Consider the following 17690-nt stretch of genomic DNA (forward strand, 5'->3'; position numbering starts at 1 on the left):
AGCCGGACGGGGCCGCCCGCCAGTCGGACGGCCCCACCGTTCAGACGCAGGTGGGATGGCCCCAGCCGTCCGGGTTCTTGGCGATCGTCTCGCCCTTGCCGTAGGGCTTTCCGCAGCGGCAGCGGCCGGGGAACTTCGCCTTCAGCGTTCCGCCGGACGGGCGACTCCGACGCGGGGACGACACCGGGGAGGAGGCCGAGGAGGAGGCCGCCGAACCCGCTGAGGAGCGCGACGGCGCGGCGGAGCGCGCCCGGGGCGCGGAGGCGCGCGTCGACGCCTCGGGCGGGGGGACCGGTGCGCCGGTGGCCGAGCCGGTGGGCTCCTGGGTGCGGGCGGTGTGACTGGCCGCGCGGTCGGCGGCGTCGTTGAGGGGGTCGCCGTCGACCTGGTGCGCGGGCGTGTAGACGAAGGCGACGTCGCGGCCGGTGAGCAGCTCGTCGATGCGCACGACGAGCTCCTTGTTGGCGACGGGCGTGCCCGCCGAGGTCTTCCAGCCCTTGCGGCGCCAGCCGGGCAGCCAGGTCGTGACCGCCTTCATGGCGTACTGCGAGTCCATGCGGACCTCGGCCGGGACCGCGGGGTCGAGGGCTTCGAGGAGCCGTTCCAGCGCCGTGAGTTCCGCCACGTTGTTGGTCGCCCGGCCCAGGGGCCCGGCCTCCCAGCGGTCCACCTCGCCGTCGGAGCGGCCGATGACCCAGGCCCAGGCCGCGGGGCCGGGATTTCCCTTCGACGCGCCGTCGCACGCCGCGATGATCTTTTCCACCATCCCACGATCCTGACACGGCGGCGGGGGTGGGCGGTCCCGCCCCTGCCGGACGTGCCGCGGGCGGCCGGAGTGGTGCCTGTCAGAAGGCCCCGTAGTTGACCTGCCAGGTGGGAAGGCCCATACGGCGCCAGAGCGCGACGACGCGGTCGCGGTCGTCGAGGGAGACGCGGACGGCGTAGCGGTGGCGCACGTGGGCGTCGAAGAGCTCGGCCTTCACGATGTCGTCGCCGCGTCCGTCGCCGGAGGCGCGCATCCACAGCTCGTCGTAGGGCACCTCGTGCCGGGCGAGCCATGCCTCGGTGAGGGCACGGTGGTCCTCGCTGCGGCCGGACAGCAGGACGATCCGGTCGCGCTCGGCGTTCCGGAAGGCACGCAGGGCGTCCCGTACGGAGGGGTTGAGCAGGTCCTCGCCGCAGCGGGTGAAGTCGTACGGGCCGCGGTCGCCCCGCAGGGCGAGGGTGCCGTCGATGTCGCACATGACGGCCGACGGGAGGGCCGGGTCGGCGACGTAGGGCACACCGGCGGGCCGGTCGTTGAGCCACTCCGCCGTGAGGCGCCAGCCGCCGCGGGTCGCCTTGGCGTGCTTGTCGGCGAGGATCCGGATGATCTCCTCGCCGACGGGCCGGGCGCGCGCGGCGTCGCGGCGGACGCACTCGTCGACGGGCACGCCGGTGAAGTCGTGGACCACGAAGGTCGCCTCCCGTCCGGCGACGGCGGCCTTGAGGCGCTTGGGGATGTGCGGGGTCAGGTGGGTGTTGTCGACGACGACGTCGAAGCCGTCGTCGACGGCCGCGCGGACGGCGGCGTCCTGGATGCCGAGCACGGTCTGCTCGTGCGCGGGCGAGCGCCCGTCCCCGCGCCCGTCCCCGCGCTCGGCCGCGGGGAGGTCGAGCATGGAGCGCAGGTCGTCGAGGTTGACGCGGCGGACGCGTCCCTCGGCGGCGGCCTGGAGGGCGCGGGCGGCCGTCGTCTTCCCGGAGGCCGGGAGGCCGGTCATGACGTGGACGACAGGCACGGTCAGTTCTCCTCGTGGGTGAAGGGGTCGGTGGCCTCGGGGCGTATCTGGCGCCATACGACGAGGTCGGTGGGGCGCCCGTCGAGGCGCAGGAAGAGGGCCGCGCGCAGTCCGCGGTCGGGCTCGCGCGCGGCGGCGCGGGCGAAGGCGGCCCGGTCGCCGGCGAGGTGGGCGAGGCGGTCGTACGCCTCGTCGACGGCCCGTTCGCGGCGGCCCGCGGCGTCTTCGAGGCGCGCGATCACCTCGCGCACCCAGGCGTCGAACTCGTCCGGGACCTGTTCGAGGAGGGCGTCGAGCGGCTTCCCGCCGGATTCCTCCACGTCGGCGACGGAGCAGCCGATGCCCTGGGCGAGCCGGGCCGCGGGCACGGCGGCGAAGCGCTGGATGCCGTGGCCGCGCCAGATGTCCCGTTCGGTGACGCCGGTGAGCACCTTGTGGAGGCGGACGTACTCGGTGAGCTTGGCCTTGGCGCGCAGGCCGGAGGCGAAGCGGAGCACGAAGCCCTCGGCGTCGGTGCCGGTGGCGCGGGCGCCGCCGGGGAGGGTGTTGGACTCGGTCAGGGCGGTGAGTTCGGCGACGCTCATGGCGGGCCAGGTGCGGACGACCGAGCCGATGGGGTGCCAGCAGGCGGCGGCCTCGGCGAGGGGGAGCTCGGTGCCGTCCCGGTCGAAGGCGGCGAGCAGGACGAGGTCGCGCCGGTCGCCGTAGTCGACGACGATCCGGTTGTGCGGGTGGAGGATCTCGGCGAGGTAGGTGACACCGGGCGTCAGGCCCGTGGTGTCGGCGGCGTCCAGCCGGTGCTGGGCCCAGGTGGCCTGGTTGCTGGTGAAGGAGCCCTTGGAGGCGGCGTGCCAGCGGTCGTCGTAGTGGAAGATCACGCCGAGGCTGCCGTCGACCTTGTCGTACACCTCGAAGGGCTCGTCGGGCAGCGGCGGCGCGTAGGGGCGGCCGGTGGCGTGTTCGGCCAGGTTGAAGAACTTGGGGAGGGGGAGGGCGACGATCCGTCCGGTGGCGTCGTCCGCGACGAGGCCGCGGCAGCGGGTCGTGGCCCGGTTCCAGTGCTGGGCGTACTGGCACGCGCGCGTGTACGTGTAGATCGACAGCGGCAGCTCGGGGTGACGCTTGCGTGTGACGTGCCCCTCGGCGAGCGCGGAGTCGAGCTCGTCGGACGGCATCAGGTCGTGCAGAGTCAGGGTCGCCTGGCTCATGGGGTCCCTCCCGGTCGTTCGGTGATCCATTCTGGGTCGGGCGGGCCCCGGAGCGCAGCGAATTTCCGGTGGAGGGGGTGGCGGGAGGCCCGGTTCCGGGACGGTGGGCGGGCTCCCGTGCCCGGGCGTGTCGGTGGTGCCCCGTAGACTCGCCGTCGCCCCGTCGGTGTCGGCACCGGCGCAGTCGAAGGAAGCGAGCCCCATGAACCACGCGGACGGCACCGCACCGATCTACGCCGAGCTCATACGCGAGCGGGGGGATGTTCCGGGTGACGTCCGCCAGGTCGCCGAGGAGGTTCTGCGGGACCTGAGCCGGGTCATCCAGATGCCGCCGCAGGGGGTTCCCGGGCAGCAGGGGCCCGTCGCGCACGCGGGCGTCGGCAACCAGCTGGCGGTCGCCGGGCACCAGGGCGGCATGGGGCAGCACGGCATGGTCCAGGGCGGTCTGCCGCAGGGCGGCATGGGCCAGCACGGCATGGTCCAGGGCGGTCTGCAGCAGGGCGGCATGGCACCGAACGGCATGGGTCAGGGCGCTGCCGTGATGTCCCACACGCAGACGGGTGCCGCCGTGATGCCGCACCGGCCGCTGCGCTGACCCGACCGGGGCCGCGGGACGAGCCGCGCTGACCGTGTCGGTCCCCGCCACGAGCCGCGCAGACCCTGCGGGTCCCACCACGTGCCGCGCCGCCGGTCGCGCCGGGCCCGTAGGGCCGGGCCCGTCGCGCCCGGCCGATGCGAGCCTTTTCGGCCGAGTCGGTCGGCGGGGCCGGGCGTTGTCGGTGCCGTGGGCGATGCTGTCCCCGCAAAGGGTCTGCGCCGCATCGGGGGGCGGGCCGCGTACGGGTGACCAGGGGATGACGACATGGCCGAGGTTCTGCTCTTCCACCACTGTCTCGGGCTGACCGAGGGGGTCGCCGCGTTCGCCGGCGAGCTGCGGCGGGCCGGGCACACGGTGCACACGCCGGACCTGTACGAGGGGCGGACGTTCGAGGACCTGGAGGCGGGGGTCGCCCATGCCTCGGAGGTCGGCTTCGACGCGCTCGTGGAGCGCGGGGTGCGGGCGGCCGAGGAACTGCCGGAGGAGATCGTGTACGCCGGGTTCTCGCTCGGTGTGCTCCCCGCGCAGAAGCTGGCGCAGACCCGGCCCGGGGCGCTCGGCGCCCTGCTGATCAGCGCGTGTGTGCCGGTGAACGCGTTCGGCGCGGCCTGGCCGGACGGCGTGCCCGCGCAGGTGCACGGCATGGACGCCGATCCCTTCTTCGTCGACGAGGGGGATGTCGACGCGGCGCGCGCGCTGGTGGCGGACGCCGACGACCGGCGGTTGTTCCTGTACCCGGGGACCTCGCACCTGTTCGCCGAGCGCGGTGCGCCGTCCTATGTGCCGGAGACGGCCGCGCTCTGTGTCGAGCGGGTGCTCTGCTTCCTGAGCGGCCTCAAGCGCTGAGCCGGCTCCCCCGCGCGGGATCCCGGGTCAGCCGATCGGTGGACCCCGGGGTCGTCCGTCCCGCCGTCGGGCGGGGGCCGGGCGGCGGACCGTGCGGGGCGGGGTGCGGGCGGAGGATCGGGGCAGGGCACGGACCCGTCTCGTGGCGGGCCGGCCGCCCGGTCCGCCGTACCGAGGAGTCCGCCATGGCAGCGTTCCGCCGTTCGTCCCGTTCCGCCCGGGTGCTGGTGCCCGCGGCGGTGGCCGTCGTTCTGCTCGCGGGGTGTGCCCAGGGCTCCGGCGGGGCGGCATCCGCCGCGGGCCCGACATCGCGTGCCGGGGAGACCCCCGCGGCCGCGCCGCCGTCCTCGGGCGCGTCCGTCACCGTGACGCCCACGCCGTCCGGTCCGGCCGCCCCCGGGACCCTGCTGGTGACCGACTTCGGTTCCGAAACCGTCACCTTCGTCGATCCCTCCCGCGGGTCGACGGGCTCGGTGAAGGTAGGCACCGCGCCGTACGGGCTGGTCGTCGGCAAGGACGGGCGCGCGTGGGTGGCGACCGCCGAAGGGGTGGCGGTCGTGGACACGGCGACCCGGGAGCGCCTCGCGCTCGTGCCGTACCGGACGGACACCGGGCCGGTGACGACGGGCGAGTACCGCGGCGGGGGCATGGGCATCGCGCTCTCGCCGGACGGGCGCCGGGTGTACGTGGGGGTCAACGTGCCCGGCGGGAACGGCACCCTGGAGGTCGTCGACACCTCGTCGCTGCGGGTCACGGACGCCGTGGAGGTCGGCAGGCGCCCCTTCGACGTGGACGTGTCGCGGGACGGCTCGGAGGTGTACGCGACGAACCACGACTCCTTCGACGTCACCGTCGTCGCCTCGGACACCCTGCGGACGCGCCGGGTGGAGGTGGCCCCGTACGGCACGGAGGGCGGGCTCGGTTCGTGGCTCAAGCCGCACTACGCGGCCGTGCGCCCCTCGGACGGCAAGCTGCTGCTGCCCTTCGAGGGCGAGCGGCTTGCGGTGGTCGACCCGCGGACCGGCCGGACGACGATCGAGCCGATGACCGCCGACACCCACCAGCACGGCGTCACGGTCACCGCCGACGGGACGCTGTTCGCGGTCGGCACCGGGCCGATCGACCCGGACGAGGACCACGGGCCCTCCCTGACGGTACGGACGCCCGCGGGCGCCGAGCGGGTCTACCCGCTGGAGGGACCGCACGAGAGCGTGGCCGTGTCCCGGGACGGGCGCACCGCCTATGTGACCGGCGGGTTCACCCGGGACGGCTACTGGGACGGGCTGACCGTCGTCGACCTCGCCTCGGGCGACACCCACCGGCTCGCCGCGGGATCACGTCCGCTGGGGATCGCGGTCCTCTGACGGCCGCTCTCGAACCGGCGGCCGGTTCCGGGTGGGCGGACGGGGGCGTGCGAGGGCGTGCGGGCCGCCGGTGCGACGGCGGCCGGTCCCGGCGCTCGGGCCCCGGTCAGGGCCGCTCGACCCGGAAGTCGCCGACGGCCGGGTGGGGTTCGGCCAGGATGTCGCCCGAAGAGCCGAGTCTCGCCCGGAGGTGGAGGGTCGCCCCGGGCACCACGTCCCGGAGGAGCTCACGCCGGATGCCGAGGCTCAGCCGGGAGCCCGTGAGACCGGAGGAGATCAGGTCGGCCAGGCCCGGCACGGGGAGTGCGGCGAGTACCTCGCAGGTGGCGAGGTCCCACTCGTCGAGCCGCGGGTGGGCGGTCCGGGCGAGCAACCGGAGGGTGAGCGCGGTGAGGTTCTCGACGGCCTTGACCATCAGTTCACGCCCCCACGGGAACCGCGGCCCGGCGGCCGCCGAGATGGGAGACGAGCGCCGCGGCGATGGGCAGACCGGTGTGCGCCTCGTAATAGCTGTAGGCCGGCATGGGATTGACCTCGAAGCACACCCACCCGCCCTCGGGTGTGCGGCGCAGGTCGATGCCCGCGAGCGGCAGGCCGAGCGAGGCCGCGAGCTCCACGCAGCGCCGGGCCGTGTCCGGGGGCAGGTCGTGCGGGGCGAGCCGGGCGGACTTCCCGCCCCGGTCGGCGTAGCGGTAGTCGATCGCGTCGCTGTCGACGGCGGCCGCGTAGGTGTCCGCGCCGACGACGTGGACGCGGACGTCCTGGCCCGGCACGTACGCCTGGAACTGCGTCGGGAGTCCGCGGACGAGCGCGAGGCGGCTCTCGTCGGCGTCGGTGAACTCCCTGACGACGGAGCGGATTCCGCTCACCGACTTGTAGACGATCCGGCCGTGCCGGGCGCGGAACGCGAGGATCTCGTCGGGGTCGTCGCTGACCAGCGTCTCCGGTACGGCGAAGCCGGAGCGTCCGATGAGCTGGGCCTGGTAGGGCTTGGAGGCGTTGGACTCCATGGCGCGGGGCCGGCTGACCACGAGGGCCGGGGTCGTGTCGAGCCAGCCGACGAACCACTCCTGGAACGCCGCCGCCCGCGCCCGCGCGGCCGCGTCGCCGTCGTCGGGTGGCGCCAGCGGGCGGGCGTACACGGCCGACACGTCACCGAGCGGGACCCGCGTCCCCTCGACGGTCACCCGGGCGTCCAGCGCCTCCGTTCCGACGACGAGGTCGTACCGGGCGGTGCGGGACTGGTCGATCACCAGGTGGCGCAGGCCGGCGTCCCGGGCCGCGCCGATCGCGAGGGTGAGGGGCGGGTCGTCCGTACGGCCGAAGAACAGGATCATTCGGGCCTCCTCGTGTGCTGTGCGGCGACGTCCATCAGGAGGGAGGCGGTGGCCTCGACGTGCGGCGGGTCCTCCAGACGCGGCCACAGGCGCACGTCCGTCACGACGGCGCCAGTCGCGCGGGACGCGAACCGAAGCTCGAAGTGCCGTGTGCCGAGGGCGTCGGCGAGGCGCAGGCAGCGCTCGCTGAGGGCGTCGGCACGGGGACCGATCACACGGTCCCCGGCGACGAGCAGGGTGTCGAGGTGCGCCGCCGGCGCCTCCGACAGCACGTCGACCGGGACAGGCGATCCGGGGCCGCCCGGCCAGGCGAGGCGCGGTACGTGCCGTTCCCCGGGGACGGCCGGGCCCACCAGGCCACCGCGGGTCGCCCCGCCCCTCCGGGCCACCGGCAGGCCGCACTGTTCGGCGTGGACGAGGGCCGTCGTCGGGGAAACGGTCCCGTACGCGGTTCCGTACGCGCTGACCAGGCCGATCACCCGGGGCGCGACGGACAGCAGCCAACTGGCGACCAGGGCCTGTCGCTCGCTGCGTGTGTAGAAGGCGTCCTTGGCGCGGGGGCCCGCCGCGCCGACCTGGAACGGCAGGCCCGGCAGGCGGTGCAGCACCGCGCCGATGGTCCGGTCGTCGAGCACCTGCCCGGTGGGCAGGGCGATCCGGGTGGACGCCTCTCCCCGGCCGTTCACCCGGTGGCTCCACCGGGCGCGGGCGAGGTCGGCGGGCGTGAGGGTCAGGACGCCGGCGTGGCCGTCCCGGTCCGACAGGGCGGCGGCCACCGCCGCCGCGCCGCCGTCGCCGGGTGCGGCGAGGAGCAGGAGGGTTCCCCTCACTGCGGGGGAAGGCTGTCGTACGACCGCTTGGCCTGCACGTCGCCGTCCTCGACGGCTTCCCGCAGCGCGTCGGTGCCCGGTCCGTACTGCGGTCCGCCGATCAGGTCGGGCCGCAGGTCGGCGCCGATGAACGGCTCGGCTTCGCCCTCGCCGCCGGCCCTCCCCACGGTGTGCTCCAGTGCGGCGATCCGGGTCTGCAGATCCGTGATGACGTCGGCGGCGGGGCCGTGCTCCGCGCCCGCCGACCGCGCCACGTCCGGAGGGTTGTCAAAGTCGTCCTTGATCTCCTTGTGCGGCGTCTTGTGGTCCCTGTGTTCCTTCGCGTCCTTCCACTCCTTGGTCTCCTTCAGTTCCTTCGCCTCCTTGCTCGGGTCCTTTGCGCAGGTGACGGCCACGGACGCGGTCATGGTGGCCGCCGAGGGCGAGATCCGGGTGACGGAGACGCAGGAGCCGGCGCCCGCGTGGGAGTGGGAGGAAGGGGCGCTGGAGGAGGTGAACGCGGTGTTGCCGCTGCTTCCGGGGTACGGGTCGCCGGCGTCGCCGCGGTTCTGGTTGAGTTCGAGTTTGCGTTGGTTGTCGGCCTGTACCAGGCCGACCTTGTAGTGGTTCTCGTCCCGGTTGTTCGGCTGGTTCTCGTCGATGTGCCAGATCAGCAGACCGTCGCCCGGCAGCGAGACGTCGTACCCGGTCCGCTGGCGGTTCTCCAGGAGGAAGTACTCGCTGCCGCCGGCGCCGTCCTTCCAGAGCCGGTGGACGGTCTGGCTGGACTTGACGTCCGGGAAGGACTCGGTGTCGCTGGTGGTGACGACCTTGGTCGTGGCCCAGCCCTGGTTGACCTTGCACCAGGCGGACGGGTGCGTGGGGATGTCCCCGCCTCCGCCCCAGGAGCCGGCTCCCATCAGGCACCAGCTGCCGACGCCTTCGGAGCTGTCGTCGGTGTCGTAGAGGTCGGGGAAGCCGAAGAGCAGATGGCCGAGCTCGTGCGCGCAGACGCCGATCTTCGCTTCCTCGGAGATGGTCAGATAGCCGTACACGTTGATGCCGTCGGTCTGGTAGACGGCGGGCAGGGTCGACTTGTGCGACCAGATGTGGAACGGCTTTCCGGTCTCGTCGGCGGCGGGTCCGGCGTGCACCACGATGAAGGCGTCGACGTAGCCGTTCCCGTCGTTGTCGAACGGCGCGAAGTTCACGCTCGGGTCCGCGGCCTCCACGGCGGACTGCGCCATCTCCGGTGACCGGAAGGGGCCGCTGCCGGGGGGCCGGCCGATGCCGAAGTTGCCGGCCGCGTACCAGTCCATGGTCTCGGGCATGCGGTACGGCCCGTGGACCTCGCCCACGAGGTCCACCATGCCGTTCGTGACCTCGCGGTAGTACTCGCGCACGCTGCCGTGCGGCATCGCGCCGAGCGAGAAGAACAGCCGGTCGATGTCCGCGGCCGACTTCGTGATCGGCTTGTCCGAGAAGTCGACCAGGACGACGACCACCCTGATGGTGCCGCGCAGCGGCGCCCGGTCGGCCGCCGCCGCGCTGATGGTGGCGCGGGCGGTACCCGGCGGGAAATCCTCCGGAGGGAAGATCGTTCCGTCGTCGAAGCCCAGGGGTGTGGGCGTGCTCGTGAAGCCGAGCAGGTTCGTGAGCTCGCCCGGACCGCCCCGTGCTTCGTCGAGTTCCTCCAGCATGCGCCGGCGCAGGTCCGGGCTGGGGGCGACGGCGCAGAACGAGGGCGAGGTGGCGACGTGGTCGGCCATGTCGACTCCCGAGAGTGATGAGGTGTCGCTGAACGTGACCACGGTAGTCGTGGCCGGTGCCCGGCGCGCGGTGGACGAACGGGGCATCGGCAGGTGCGCTCCCCTGGGCGGCGCGCGGCGCCGGGAAACGCGCCGACGCGCGCCCCCGCGCACCCGCGCGCGACCGCGGTTCGCCGCCCTCTCGCGCCCACTTTCCCCCGGGTCCGGAGTCCGCCGGGGGCTCAGAGACCCACGATGAGCTGGATACAGACGATCTTGACGAGGATGGCGAGGGCGAAGAGGGTCGCGTAGCCGGTGTTGACACGGCTGTCGGAGGCACGGCTGTTGGCGTAGGCGGCGATGGCGGGGTTGCCGACGTAGCCGGCGAGGAGGCCCATGGTGCGGGGCCGGCTCTGGCCGAGCAGCCGGCCGACGAGCACCATCAGGGTGTAGCTGAGGACGGCGCCGACGAGGAGGACGGCGAGGAGTTCGAGGCCGAAGAGGGAGAATGCCTCGCGGCGGAAGGCGTAGCCCGAGGTGAGGCCGACGCAGGCGAGGAAGAGGAGCAGGCCGATCTGGCGGAGCGTGAGGTTGGCGCGGGTCGGCAGGACCCAGACGAGGGGGCCGGTCCGGCGGAGCCTGCCGAGGACCATGGCCATGACGAGCGGTCCGGCGGCGGTGCCGAGGGACAGCACGGTGGAGCCGACGGTCAGCTCGGGGATGCCGATGAGGAAGCCCGCGGCGAGGCCGATGCCCATGCTGACGGCGCTGACCTCGCTCACCTTGGCCTCGGTGTCGCCGAGGTAGCCGGTGACGTCGGCGGTGCGCTCCCGGGGCATGGCGACGCGGACGCGGTCGTCGAGCTGGAGCAGCAGGTCGTCGTGGGCCAGGAGGTCCTGGTCGGCTCGGCGGACGCGGGTGGCCTTGGCCCCGTAGCGGTCTCCGAGGCCGAGTTCGGCGACGGTGCGGGCGGCCAGGTCGGGGTTGGTGAGGAGGATGCGGCGGTAGTCGACGACGTCGCGCCGGTCGAGGAGGTGGGTGGCGGCCTCGGTGCCGAGGGCGGCGGTGCCGGCGGCGACGGCCTCGGGGCCGCCGACGAGGACGACCTGGTCGCCGGGGGCGAGGGCGTCGAGGTCGCGGGCGACCCGGGGGCTTCCGCCGACGGGCCGGTGGACGCTGGCGAGGAGCCGTCCGTCGACGACGCCGGGGACCTCGGCCCAGTGCAGGGACCGGGTGACGTCCACGGTGCGGGTGACGAGTTCCCGGGGAAGGCCGGTGCCGGGGTCGCGGCGGCCGGGCCAGTTGCGTACGGCGGCGATCGCGGCGACGAAGAGGATCGTGAGGACGACGGCGAGGGGGTAGCCGATCGCGTATCCGGTGGCGGGCCGGGCCGGGTCCGAGGAGGCCGCCTGGGCGGCGGCGAGGCCGGGCGTGGTGGTGCCGATGCCCGCGTAGCCGCCAGCGAGGTAGGGGCCGTCGATGCCGAGGACGGTACTGCCGAGGAGGCCGACGGCGAGGGCGGTGACGACGAGGGAGGCGACCGCGCCCGCCATCACGGCCAGTTGGGGGCGGAGTTCGCGGAAGAAGGCCGGTCCGGCGTCGAGGCCGACGGTGTACACGTACAGGGCGAGGCCGAGGACGGAGAGGCCGGCGGGGACGGCCGGACCGATGTCGGGGTCGAGCGCGCCGAGCAGCAGTCCCACGAAGAGGACACCGGCCGCACCGAGCTTCACCGGACCGAAGCGGACCATGCCGAGGAGCGATCCTGCCGCAATGACGATAAAAAGGGTGAACCACGGATAGTCAGCGAAAAAATGCCACATGGGCTTACCCAGTCATATTCGATGGCATATTGCACGCTCATACGGAAGGGCGGACAGCGTGACTCGACCGAGGATTCTCGTGGTGGGCGCGGGATTCGCCGGAGTGGCCTGTGTGCGGAGGCTGGAACGGCGGCTCGCGGACCGGGAGGCGTTGATCACGCTCCTGTCACCGTTCTCGTACCAGCTGTACCTGCCGCTCCTCCCCCAGGTGGCGGCGGGTGTGCTGACCCCGCAGTCGGTCGCCCTGTCGCTGCGGCGCAGCGAGCGGCACCGGACGCGGATCGTGCCGGGCGGCGTGGTCGGCGTGGACACGGCCGCGAAGGTCTGCGTGGTGCGCACGATCTCCGGCGAGTACGTGAACGAGCCGTACGACCACCTCGTGCTCGCGCCCGGCAGCGTGACCCGCAGCTTCGACATCCCGGGGCTCGCCGAACACGCGCGCGGGATGAAGACGCTGGCGGAGGCCGTGTACATCCGTGACCACGTCATCGCCCAGCTGGACCTGGCCGACGCGAGCAACGACGACGAGGAGCGGGCCGCGCGGCTGCGGTTCGTGGTGGTCGGCGGCGGCTACGCGGGCACGGAGACGGCGGCCTGTCTCCAGCTGCTCACCCACAACGCGGTGAAGCGGTATCCGCGGCTCGACCCGGACCTCATCAAGTGGCATCTGGTCGACATCGCGCCGAAGCTGATGCCGGAGCTGGGCGAGAAGCTCGGCGCGGCCGCGATGGACATCCTGACCAAGCGGGGCATCGAGGTGTCGCTCGGCGTCTCGGTGGCCTCGGTCGACGAGGAGACGGTCACGCTCACCGACGGGCGGGTGCTGCCGAGCCGGACGCTGATCTGGACGGCCGGTGTGGCGGCGAGTCCGCTGATCGGCACGCTGGGCGCGGAGACCTTCCGCGGGCGGCTCGTGGTGTCGGCCGAGATGGCCGTGCCGGGTCTGGACGGCGTGTGGGCCCTCGGTGACGCGGCGGCGGTACCCGACCTCGCCAAGGACGAGGAGGGGGCGATCTGCCCGCCGACCGCGCAGCACGCGATGCGGCAGGGCAAGGCGATCGCCGACAACCTGGTCTCCACCCTGCGCGGGGAGCCGGTGCACCCGTACACGCACAAGGACCTGGGGCTCGTGGTGGACCTCGGCGGTCTGGACGGGGTCTCGAAGCCGCTCGGCGTGGAGCTGCACGGCATGCCGGCGCAGGCGGTGGCCAGGGCCTATCACTGGGCGGCGCTGCGGACCAACGTGGCCAAGACCCGGGTGATGACGAACTGGCTGCTCAACGCCGTCGCGGGCGACGACTACGTGCGGACCGGGTTCCTGGCGTCGAAGTCGGGGACGCTGCGGGACTTCGAGTACACGGACGCGTATCTGACGCCGGAGCAGGTCCGCAGCCACACCGCCTCGTTCCGGGGTGCGGTCGGCGCCGGCGGCAACTGACACCGCCGCGGCGCCGGGTGGTCGATCCCGGCGCGGCGTTTCGCGCGCCGGTTCCGTCAGCGCGCGAGGTCGGGGGCCGGGCCCATCACGATGACGGGTTCCCTGGCCGGGTCGAGCGCGCGCAGCAGTTCGCGGAGCGCCTCGCGTTCCAGGGCCACGCATGCCTGGGTGGGGCCGCCGTGGTCGACGTGGATCCAGACGCCGCCGCCCTTCTCGGCGCCGAGGGGGCGTTCCAGGTCGAGCGGGGTGCGGCCGGGGACCCGGTTGTAGTCGATGGCGATGACGTGGTCGAAGGAGCCTTCGAGGGGTTCGCCGGAGAAGCCGGTGCCGCTGATGGCGAACTCCTCGTCCTGGTCGTACGGGAGGTGGGTGCCGGGGTCGGGCAGTCGGCCGCCCGCGTCGCCGAGCCGGAAGACGCCGATCGGGCTGCGCAGGTCTCCCGCGGTGTGGTCGGCGGTCCAGCCCTGGAGCGCGTTGCGCGCGGGCCAGGGTCCCGCGGTCTCGGTCCAGCGGCCGGCCGGGTCGCTGGCGTACAGGGTCGCGGTGGCCGTGTTGTCGTCGGCGCCGGACCCGGTGACGACGAGCGCCTGGGAGGTGCCGTCGGGGACGAAGCCCTGGGTGTCGGGGCCGAGGCCGGGGATGCGGGGTGCGGGGGCCGGTGCGGACGCGAGGCTGTTGGCGGCGGAGCCCGGCGGGGCGGCGTCGGGGCGGGCGTCACCCGCGGCGGGAGCGCCCGTGGCGCCGTTCGCGGCGGCGGGGGTGGTCGGCGCGGTGCCGGCGCAGCCGGCGAGCAGCAGGGCCGCGCACAGTGCGCCGGCGCCCAGCAGCGCGGGGGCGCCCTTGCGTACGGACATGGGACGGCATCCTCCTGGCCGGGGGCAATGCAGCGATGCGTACCCGTTCGGCGGCCCGGCGTCGCGCCGTGCCCGTGCCCTCACCCGTACGGACGCCGGCGCGGGGCCGGCCGGGGCCCGGTCTCCGGGGTGCGCGGCCCGCCGCTCGGGATGTCACCGGGGGCGGCGGGGTGGCCCATGGAGCCACCGGCCAGGCCACTTTGTCGGAATTGGCCCCCGCGCTCGCCCTGATGGCCTGCCTACGCTGGCGCCATGCATCCCACGCTCGCCGCCGACCTCGACCGGCTCCCCGAACTCCTCCAGTCCGCCCGCGACTTCGCGGCCCGTGAGCTTTCCGGGATCGGGGAGCGGCCGGTCGCCACGGCCGCGAAGGCTCCGGACGCCGGTCCGCTTCCCGCCGCCGGTGTCGGCGCGCAGGGGGCGCTGGAGCGGTTCGCCGAGCGCTGGGATCCCGGGTTCTCCGGTTCCGCGGGGCCGCGCTATCTCGGGTTCGTCACCGGTGGCGCCACCCCGGCGGCTCTCGCCGGGGACTGGCTCACCGGCGCCTACGACCAGAACGGCTCCAGCGGCGGCGGGTCGACCGTGGCCGCCCTGGAGCACGAGACGCTGGGCTGGCTGCGCGAGCTCTTCGGGCTGGGCGAGGCGCACCGGGGTGCGTTCGTCAGCGGTGCCACGATGTCCAACACCGTGGGTCTCGCCGTCGCCCGGGAGTGGCTGGGCGAGCGTCTGGGGGTTTCGGTGTCGCGCGCCGGCGCGGCCGCGCTCGGCCCGGTGCACGTGCTGTCCGGCAGCCCGCACTCCAGCATCACCAAGGCGCTGTCCGTGCTGGGCATCGGGCGGGACGCGCTGCGGCCGGTGCCGCTGCTCGGCGGGGAGCGCGAGGCCGTGGACGTGGCCCGGCTGGCCGAGGCGCTGGAGTCGCTGGACGGGCGGCCCGCGATCGTGGTCGCCAACGCCGGGACGGTCAACACGGTCGACTTCGACGACCTGCGGGCGATCGCCGCGCTGAAGGAGCGGTACGACCTCTGGCTGCACGTGGACGCGGCGTTCGGCGCGTTCGCCGCGCTCTCCCCCGCCCATGCCGGGCTCGTCGACGGGCTCGACGCCGCCGACTCGATCTGCGTGGACCTGCACAAGTGGCTGAACGTCCCGTACGACGCCGCCGTGCAGTTCACCCGTCGGCAGGACCTCCAGGTGCGGGTCTTCCACAACGAGTCGCCGTATCTGGGTCTTCCCACCGGCACCCCCGACTTCCTCCATCTGACCCCGGAGAACTCCCGGCGGCTGCGCGCCCTGGCCACCTGGTTCTCGCTGACGGCGTACGGGCGCGAGGGTCACGCCGAGATCGTCGAGCGCTGTGCCGCGCTGGCCCGGCGGCTGGGCGAGGGGGTGGCGGCCGTCCCCGGGCTGCGGCTTCTCGCGCCGGTGCGTCTGAACGTCGTCTGCCTCACTCTCGCCGACGAGCCGACGAAGGAGCGGCTCGCCGCCCTGGCGGGGGCGGTCGCCGACTCCGGGGAGGCGTTCCTCACCCCGACGGTGCTGCACGGCACGCCGGCGCTGCGCGCCGCGTTCAGCAACTGGCGTACCACGGAGGCGGACGCGGACCGGGTCCGGGACGCGCTGGCGCGGGCGGTCCGGGGGCTCCCCGCGGCGGGGGGCGTGTGAGCGCCGCCCGCCGGGACGCGGGGGCCGAAAGCGGTTGACCCGTCCGGCGGGGCGCGGTTTCCTGCTGCGATGAACGATCTTCGTATCGAACGGGCGCGGAGCGAGGCACAGCTCGCGGACTGGCGTGCCGTCCACAACACGATCATCCCCACGGCCGTCCTGTCGCCGGACGAGGTGCGGGAGCGGGCGGGCCGCAACAGGCTGGACGTCGCGTACCTCGGCGAGGTGGCGGTGGGCTGTTCGACGGTGCGGCCGCCGGACGAGGAGATCCCGGCGGCGACCGTCATCGCCCGGACGCTCCCCGGGTTCCGGGGACGGGGGTTCGGGACGGCGCTGTACGAGCGGGGGCTGGCGCACGCGCGGACGCTGAGCGACGAGGGCGTCGAGACGGTGGTCCTGGCCTCCAACGAGGAGGGGCTCCGGTTCGCCCTGGCGCGCGGTTTCGTGGAGGTGGAGCGGTACGTCCTGCCGGGTGACACGGTGCCGTTCGTCGCCCTGCGGCTGGCTTGACCGACGCTCCCCGGCACCCGATCTGACGAATCGTCAGATCATCGCGTCACGGGTCTGGGAACCTTCGGGGCCCGGCGCTACCCTCCGCGCATGATTCGGACGGTGGTGTGGGGTACCGGAAATGTCGGGCGCGCGGCCATTCGGGCCGTGGACGCCCATCCAGGGCTGGAGCTCGCGGCCGTGCTGGTGTCCGACCCGGCGAAGGTCGGCCGTGACGCCGGCCGGCTCGCGGGGCTCGGGCGCGACCTCGGGGTGGTGGCCGACGACGACGTCGGCGCCGTGCTCGACGGGCGGCCGGAGGCGGTGGTGTACGCCGCTTCCGGCGACACCCGGCCCGACGGCGCGCTCGCCGACGTGGCGCGCGCGGTGGCGGCGGGCGCGGTGGTGGTGACGCCCGCGCTGTATCCGCTCTACGACCAGCGCAACGCGCCGCCCGAGTTCCGCGATCCCGTGCTCGCGGCCGTCGCCGAGGGGGGCGGTTCGCTGTTCGTGTCGGGGGTGGACCCGGGCTGGGGCAACGACGTGCTGCCGCTGCTCGTGAGCGGGCTCGGCGCCACCGTGGACGCGATCCGCTGCCAGGAGATCTTCGACTACTCGACGTACGAGCAGGAGGAGTCGGTCCGGGAGCTGGTGGGGATGGGCCGGCCCCTGGACTACGAGCCGCCGATGCTGTGGCCCTCGGTGCCGACCATGATCTGGGGCGGGCAGATACGGCTGATGGCCCGCGCGCTGGGCGCCGAACTGGACGAGATCCGCGAGACGATGGAGCGGCGCCCGCTGGAGGCGACGGTGAAGACGCGGACGATGGGCGTCTTCGAGGCGGGGACGCAGGGCGCGATCCGCTTCGAGGTGCAGGGGATCGTCGGCGGGGAGCCGCGGATCGTGATCGAGCACGTCACCCGGATCCACCCCTCGTGCGCACCGGACTGGCCGGTGCCGCCGGACGGCGCGGGGGCGCACCGGGTGATCGTCGAGGGCAGCCCCCGGATCGAGGTGACGGTGGCGGCGACCGACGAGGGCGAGAACCGGTCGGCGGGCGGGAACGCCACGGCGGTGGGCCGGCTGGTCGGGGCGATCGACTGGCTGGTGGCGGCGGAGCCGGGACTGTACGACGCACTGGACGTGCCGCTGCGGCCGGCGGTCGGCAAGCTGGGAAGGAGACCACGGTGATCATCGACATTCCCGAGGGGCAGGAGCCGATCGGGTACGTGTGGGGCGACATGGTTCCGGAGATCGGGACGGCGGCGGCGAACTTCTCGCTGTCGGTGTACGCCCATACGACCCTGGGGCTGCGCGAGTTCGAGGCGGCACGGCTGCGGATCGCGCAGATCAACGGCTGCGGCTTCTGTCTGGACTGGCGTACCGACCGGGACGGGGTGAAGGTCGAGGAGGGGTTCGACGAGCTCGTCGCCGCGTGGCGGGAGACGGAGGTGTCGGAGACCTTCGACGAGCGGACGCGGCTCGCGGCCGAGTACGCGGAGCGGTACGCGCTGGACCACCACGGTCTGGACGAGGAGTTCTGGGCGCGGATGACGGCCCGGTACAGCCAGCCGGAGATCGTGGAGCTGACGATGAGCCTGGGGTCGTGGCTGGCGTTCGGGCGGCTCAACCGGGTGCTCGGGCTCGACACGGTGTGCGTGCTGCCGACCGGCTGAGACCGCGGGCACGCGAAGGGGCCGGCCGGTTCGACACCCGGCCGGCCCTTCGCG

The 17690-nt window shown here is 74.0% G+C and carries 17 protein-coding genes; 8 read left to right on the forward strand and 9 right to left on the reverse strand.

What is annotated here, in order from left to right; all coding sequences use genetic code 11:
* Positions 1-40: 40 nt before the first annotated feature.
* The 3 genes from ACFVZH_RS33065 to ACFVZH_RS33075 all read right to left on the reverse strand — a co-directional run bounded on the left by ACFVZH_RS33065 (position 41) and on the right by ACFVZH_RS33075 (position 2989).
* A complete protein-coding gene (locus ACFVZH_RS33065; RefSeq protein WP_384903198.1) occupies positions 41-766 on the reverse strand; it encodes a ribonuclease H in 726 nt (241 codons plus the stop codon).
* A gap of 79 nt (positions 767-845) precedes the next feature.
* Positions 846-1781 (reverse strand): AAA family ATPase, encoded by a 936-nt coding sequence (locus ACFVZH_RS33070; RefSeq protein ID WP_384903200.1) that lies wholly within the window; start codon positions 1779-1781, stop codon positions 846-848.
* 2 nt (positions 1782-1783) lie between these two features.
* Positions 1784-2989 (reverse strand): RNA ligase, encoded by a 1206-nt coding sequence (locus ACFVZH_RS33075; RefSeq protein WP_384903202.1) that lies wholly within the window; start codon positions 2987-2989, stop codon positions 1784-1786.
* Between the two features lie 202 nt (positions 2990-3191).
* Between ACFVZH_RS33075 and ACFVZH_RS33080 the strand changes: the two genes are divergently transcribed.
* The 3 genes from ACFVZH_RS33080 (at position 3192) to ACFVZH_RS33090 (ending at position 5797) form a co-directional block, all read left to right on the forward strand.
* Positions 3192-3584, forward strand: a complete 393-nt coding sequence (locus ACFVZH_RS33080; protein WP_384903203.1) for a hypothetical protein — start codon at positions 3192-3194, stop codon at positions 3582-3584.
* Between the two features lie 267 nt (positions 3585-3851).
* Positions 3852-4433 (forward strand): dienelactone hydrolase family protein, encoded by a 582-nt coding sequence (locus ACFVZH_RS33085; protein WP_384903205.1) that lies wholly within the window; start codon positions 3852-3854, stop codon positions 4431-4433.
* A 185-nt stretch (positions 4434-4618) separates the two neighbouring features.
* Positions 4619-5797: a YncE family protein gene (locus ACFVZH_RS33090; protein WP_384903207.1), complete on the forward strand. Its 1179-nt coding sequence runs from the start codon at positions 4619-4621 to the stop codon at positions 5795-5797.
* Positions 5798-5903: 106 nt separating this feature from the next.
* Here ACFVZH_RS33090 and ACFVZH_RS33095 read toward each other — a convergent pair whose 3' ends face one another.
* The 5 genes from ACFVZH_RS33095 to ACFVZH_RS33115 form a co-directional block, all read right to left on the reverse strand.
* On the reverse strand, positions 5904-6212 hold the full coding sequence (locus tag ACFVZH_RS33095; RefSeq protein ID WP_384903209.1) for a hypothetical protein: 309 nt from the start codon (positions 6210-6212) through the stop codon (positions 5904-5906).
* Between the two features lie 4 nt (positions 6213-6216).
* Entirely contained in the window at positions 6217-7134 is a 918-nt protein-coding gene (locus ACFVZH_RS33100; protein WP_384903211.1) for a RimK family alpha-L-glutamate ligase, read from the reverse strand.
* Positions 7131-7964 (reverse strand): hypothetical protein, encoded by an 834-nt coding sequence (locus ACFVZH_RS33105; RefSeq protein WP_384903213.1) that lies wholly within the window; start codon positions 7962-7964, stop codon positions 7131-7133. Before ACFVZH_RS33105 ends, ACFVZH_RS33100 begins: the two co-directional genes overlap by 4 nt.
* Entirely contained in the window at positions 7961-9712 is a 1752-nt protein-coding gene (locus ACFVZH_RS33110; protein ID WP_384903214.1) for a M6 family metalloprotease domain-containing protein, read from the reverse strand. The genes ACFVZH_RS33105 and ACFVZH_RS33110 overlap by 4 nt, the downstream gene beginning before the upstream one ends.
* A 221-nt stretch (positions 9713-9933) precedes the next feature.
* A complete protein-coding gene (locus tag ACFVZH_RS33115) occupies positions 9934-11514 on the reverse strand; it encodes an aspartate:alanine exchanger family transporter (protein ID WP_384903216.1) in 1581 nt (526 codons plus the stop codon).
* A gap of 58 nt (positions 11515-11572) precedes the next feature.
* Between ACFVZH_RS33115 and ACFVZH_RS33120 the strand changes: the two genes are divergently transcribed.
* A complete protein-coding gene (locus ACFVZH_RS33120) occupies positions 11573-12952 on the forward strand; it encodes an NAD(P)/FAD-dependent oxidoreductase (protein ID WP_384903218.1) in 1380 nt (459 codons plus the stop codon).
* 56 nt (positions 12953-13008) lie between these two features.
* Here the strand turns inward: ACFVZH_RS33120 and ACFVZH_RS33125 are convergent, their stop codons facing one another.
* Entirely contained in the window at positions 13009-13806 is a 798-nt protein-coding gene (locus ACFVZH_RS33125) for a hypothetical protein (RefSeq protein WP_384903220.1), read from the reverse strand.
* A gap of 252 nt (positions 13807-14058) precedes the next feature.
* Between ACFVZH_RS33125 and ACFVZH_RS33130 the strand changes: the two genes are divergently transcribed.
* The 4 genes from ACFVZH_RS33130 (at position 14059) to ACFVZH_RS33145 (ending at position 17636) form a co-directional block, all read left to right on the forward strand.
* Complete coding sequence (locus ACFVZH_RS33130) at positions 14059-15471, forward strand: pyridoxal phosphate-dependent decarboxylase family protein (RefSeq protein ID WP_384903222.1); 1413 nt, start codon at positions 14059-14061, stop codon at positions 15469-15471.
* 69 nt (positions 15472-15540) lie between these two features.
* On the forward strand, positions 15541-15981 hold the full coding sequence (locus ACFVZH_RS33135) for a GNAT family N-acetyltransferase (RefSeq protein WP_384903224.1): 441 nt from the start codon (positions 15541-15543) through the stop codon (positions 15979-15981).
* Between the two features lie 90 nt (positions 15982-16071).
* A complete protein-coding gene (locus ACFVZH_RS33140; protein WP_384903226.1) occupies positions 16072-17151 on the forward strand; it encodes a dihydrodipicolinate reductase in 1080 nt (359 codons plus the stop codon).
* On the forward strand, positions 17148-17636 hold the full coding sequence (locus tag ACFVZH_RS33145) for a carboxymuconolactone decarboxylase family protein (RefSeq protein ID WP_384903228.1): 489 nt from the start codon (positions 17148-17150) through the stop codon (positions 17634-17636). Before ACFVZH_RS33140 ends, ACFVZH_RS33145 begins: the two co-directional genes overlap by 4 nt.
* Positions 17637-17690: the final 54 nt, after the last annotated feature.

Origin of the sequence: Streptomyces sp. NPDC059534, assembly GCF_042743475.1 — a bacterium.
In the GTDB taxonomy this organism is placed as follows: Bacteria; Actinomycetota; Actinomycetes; order Streptomycetales; family Streptomycetaceae; genus Streptomyces.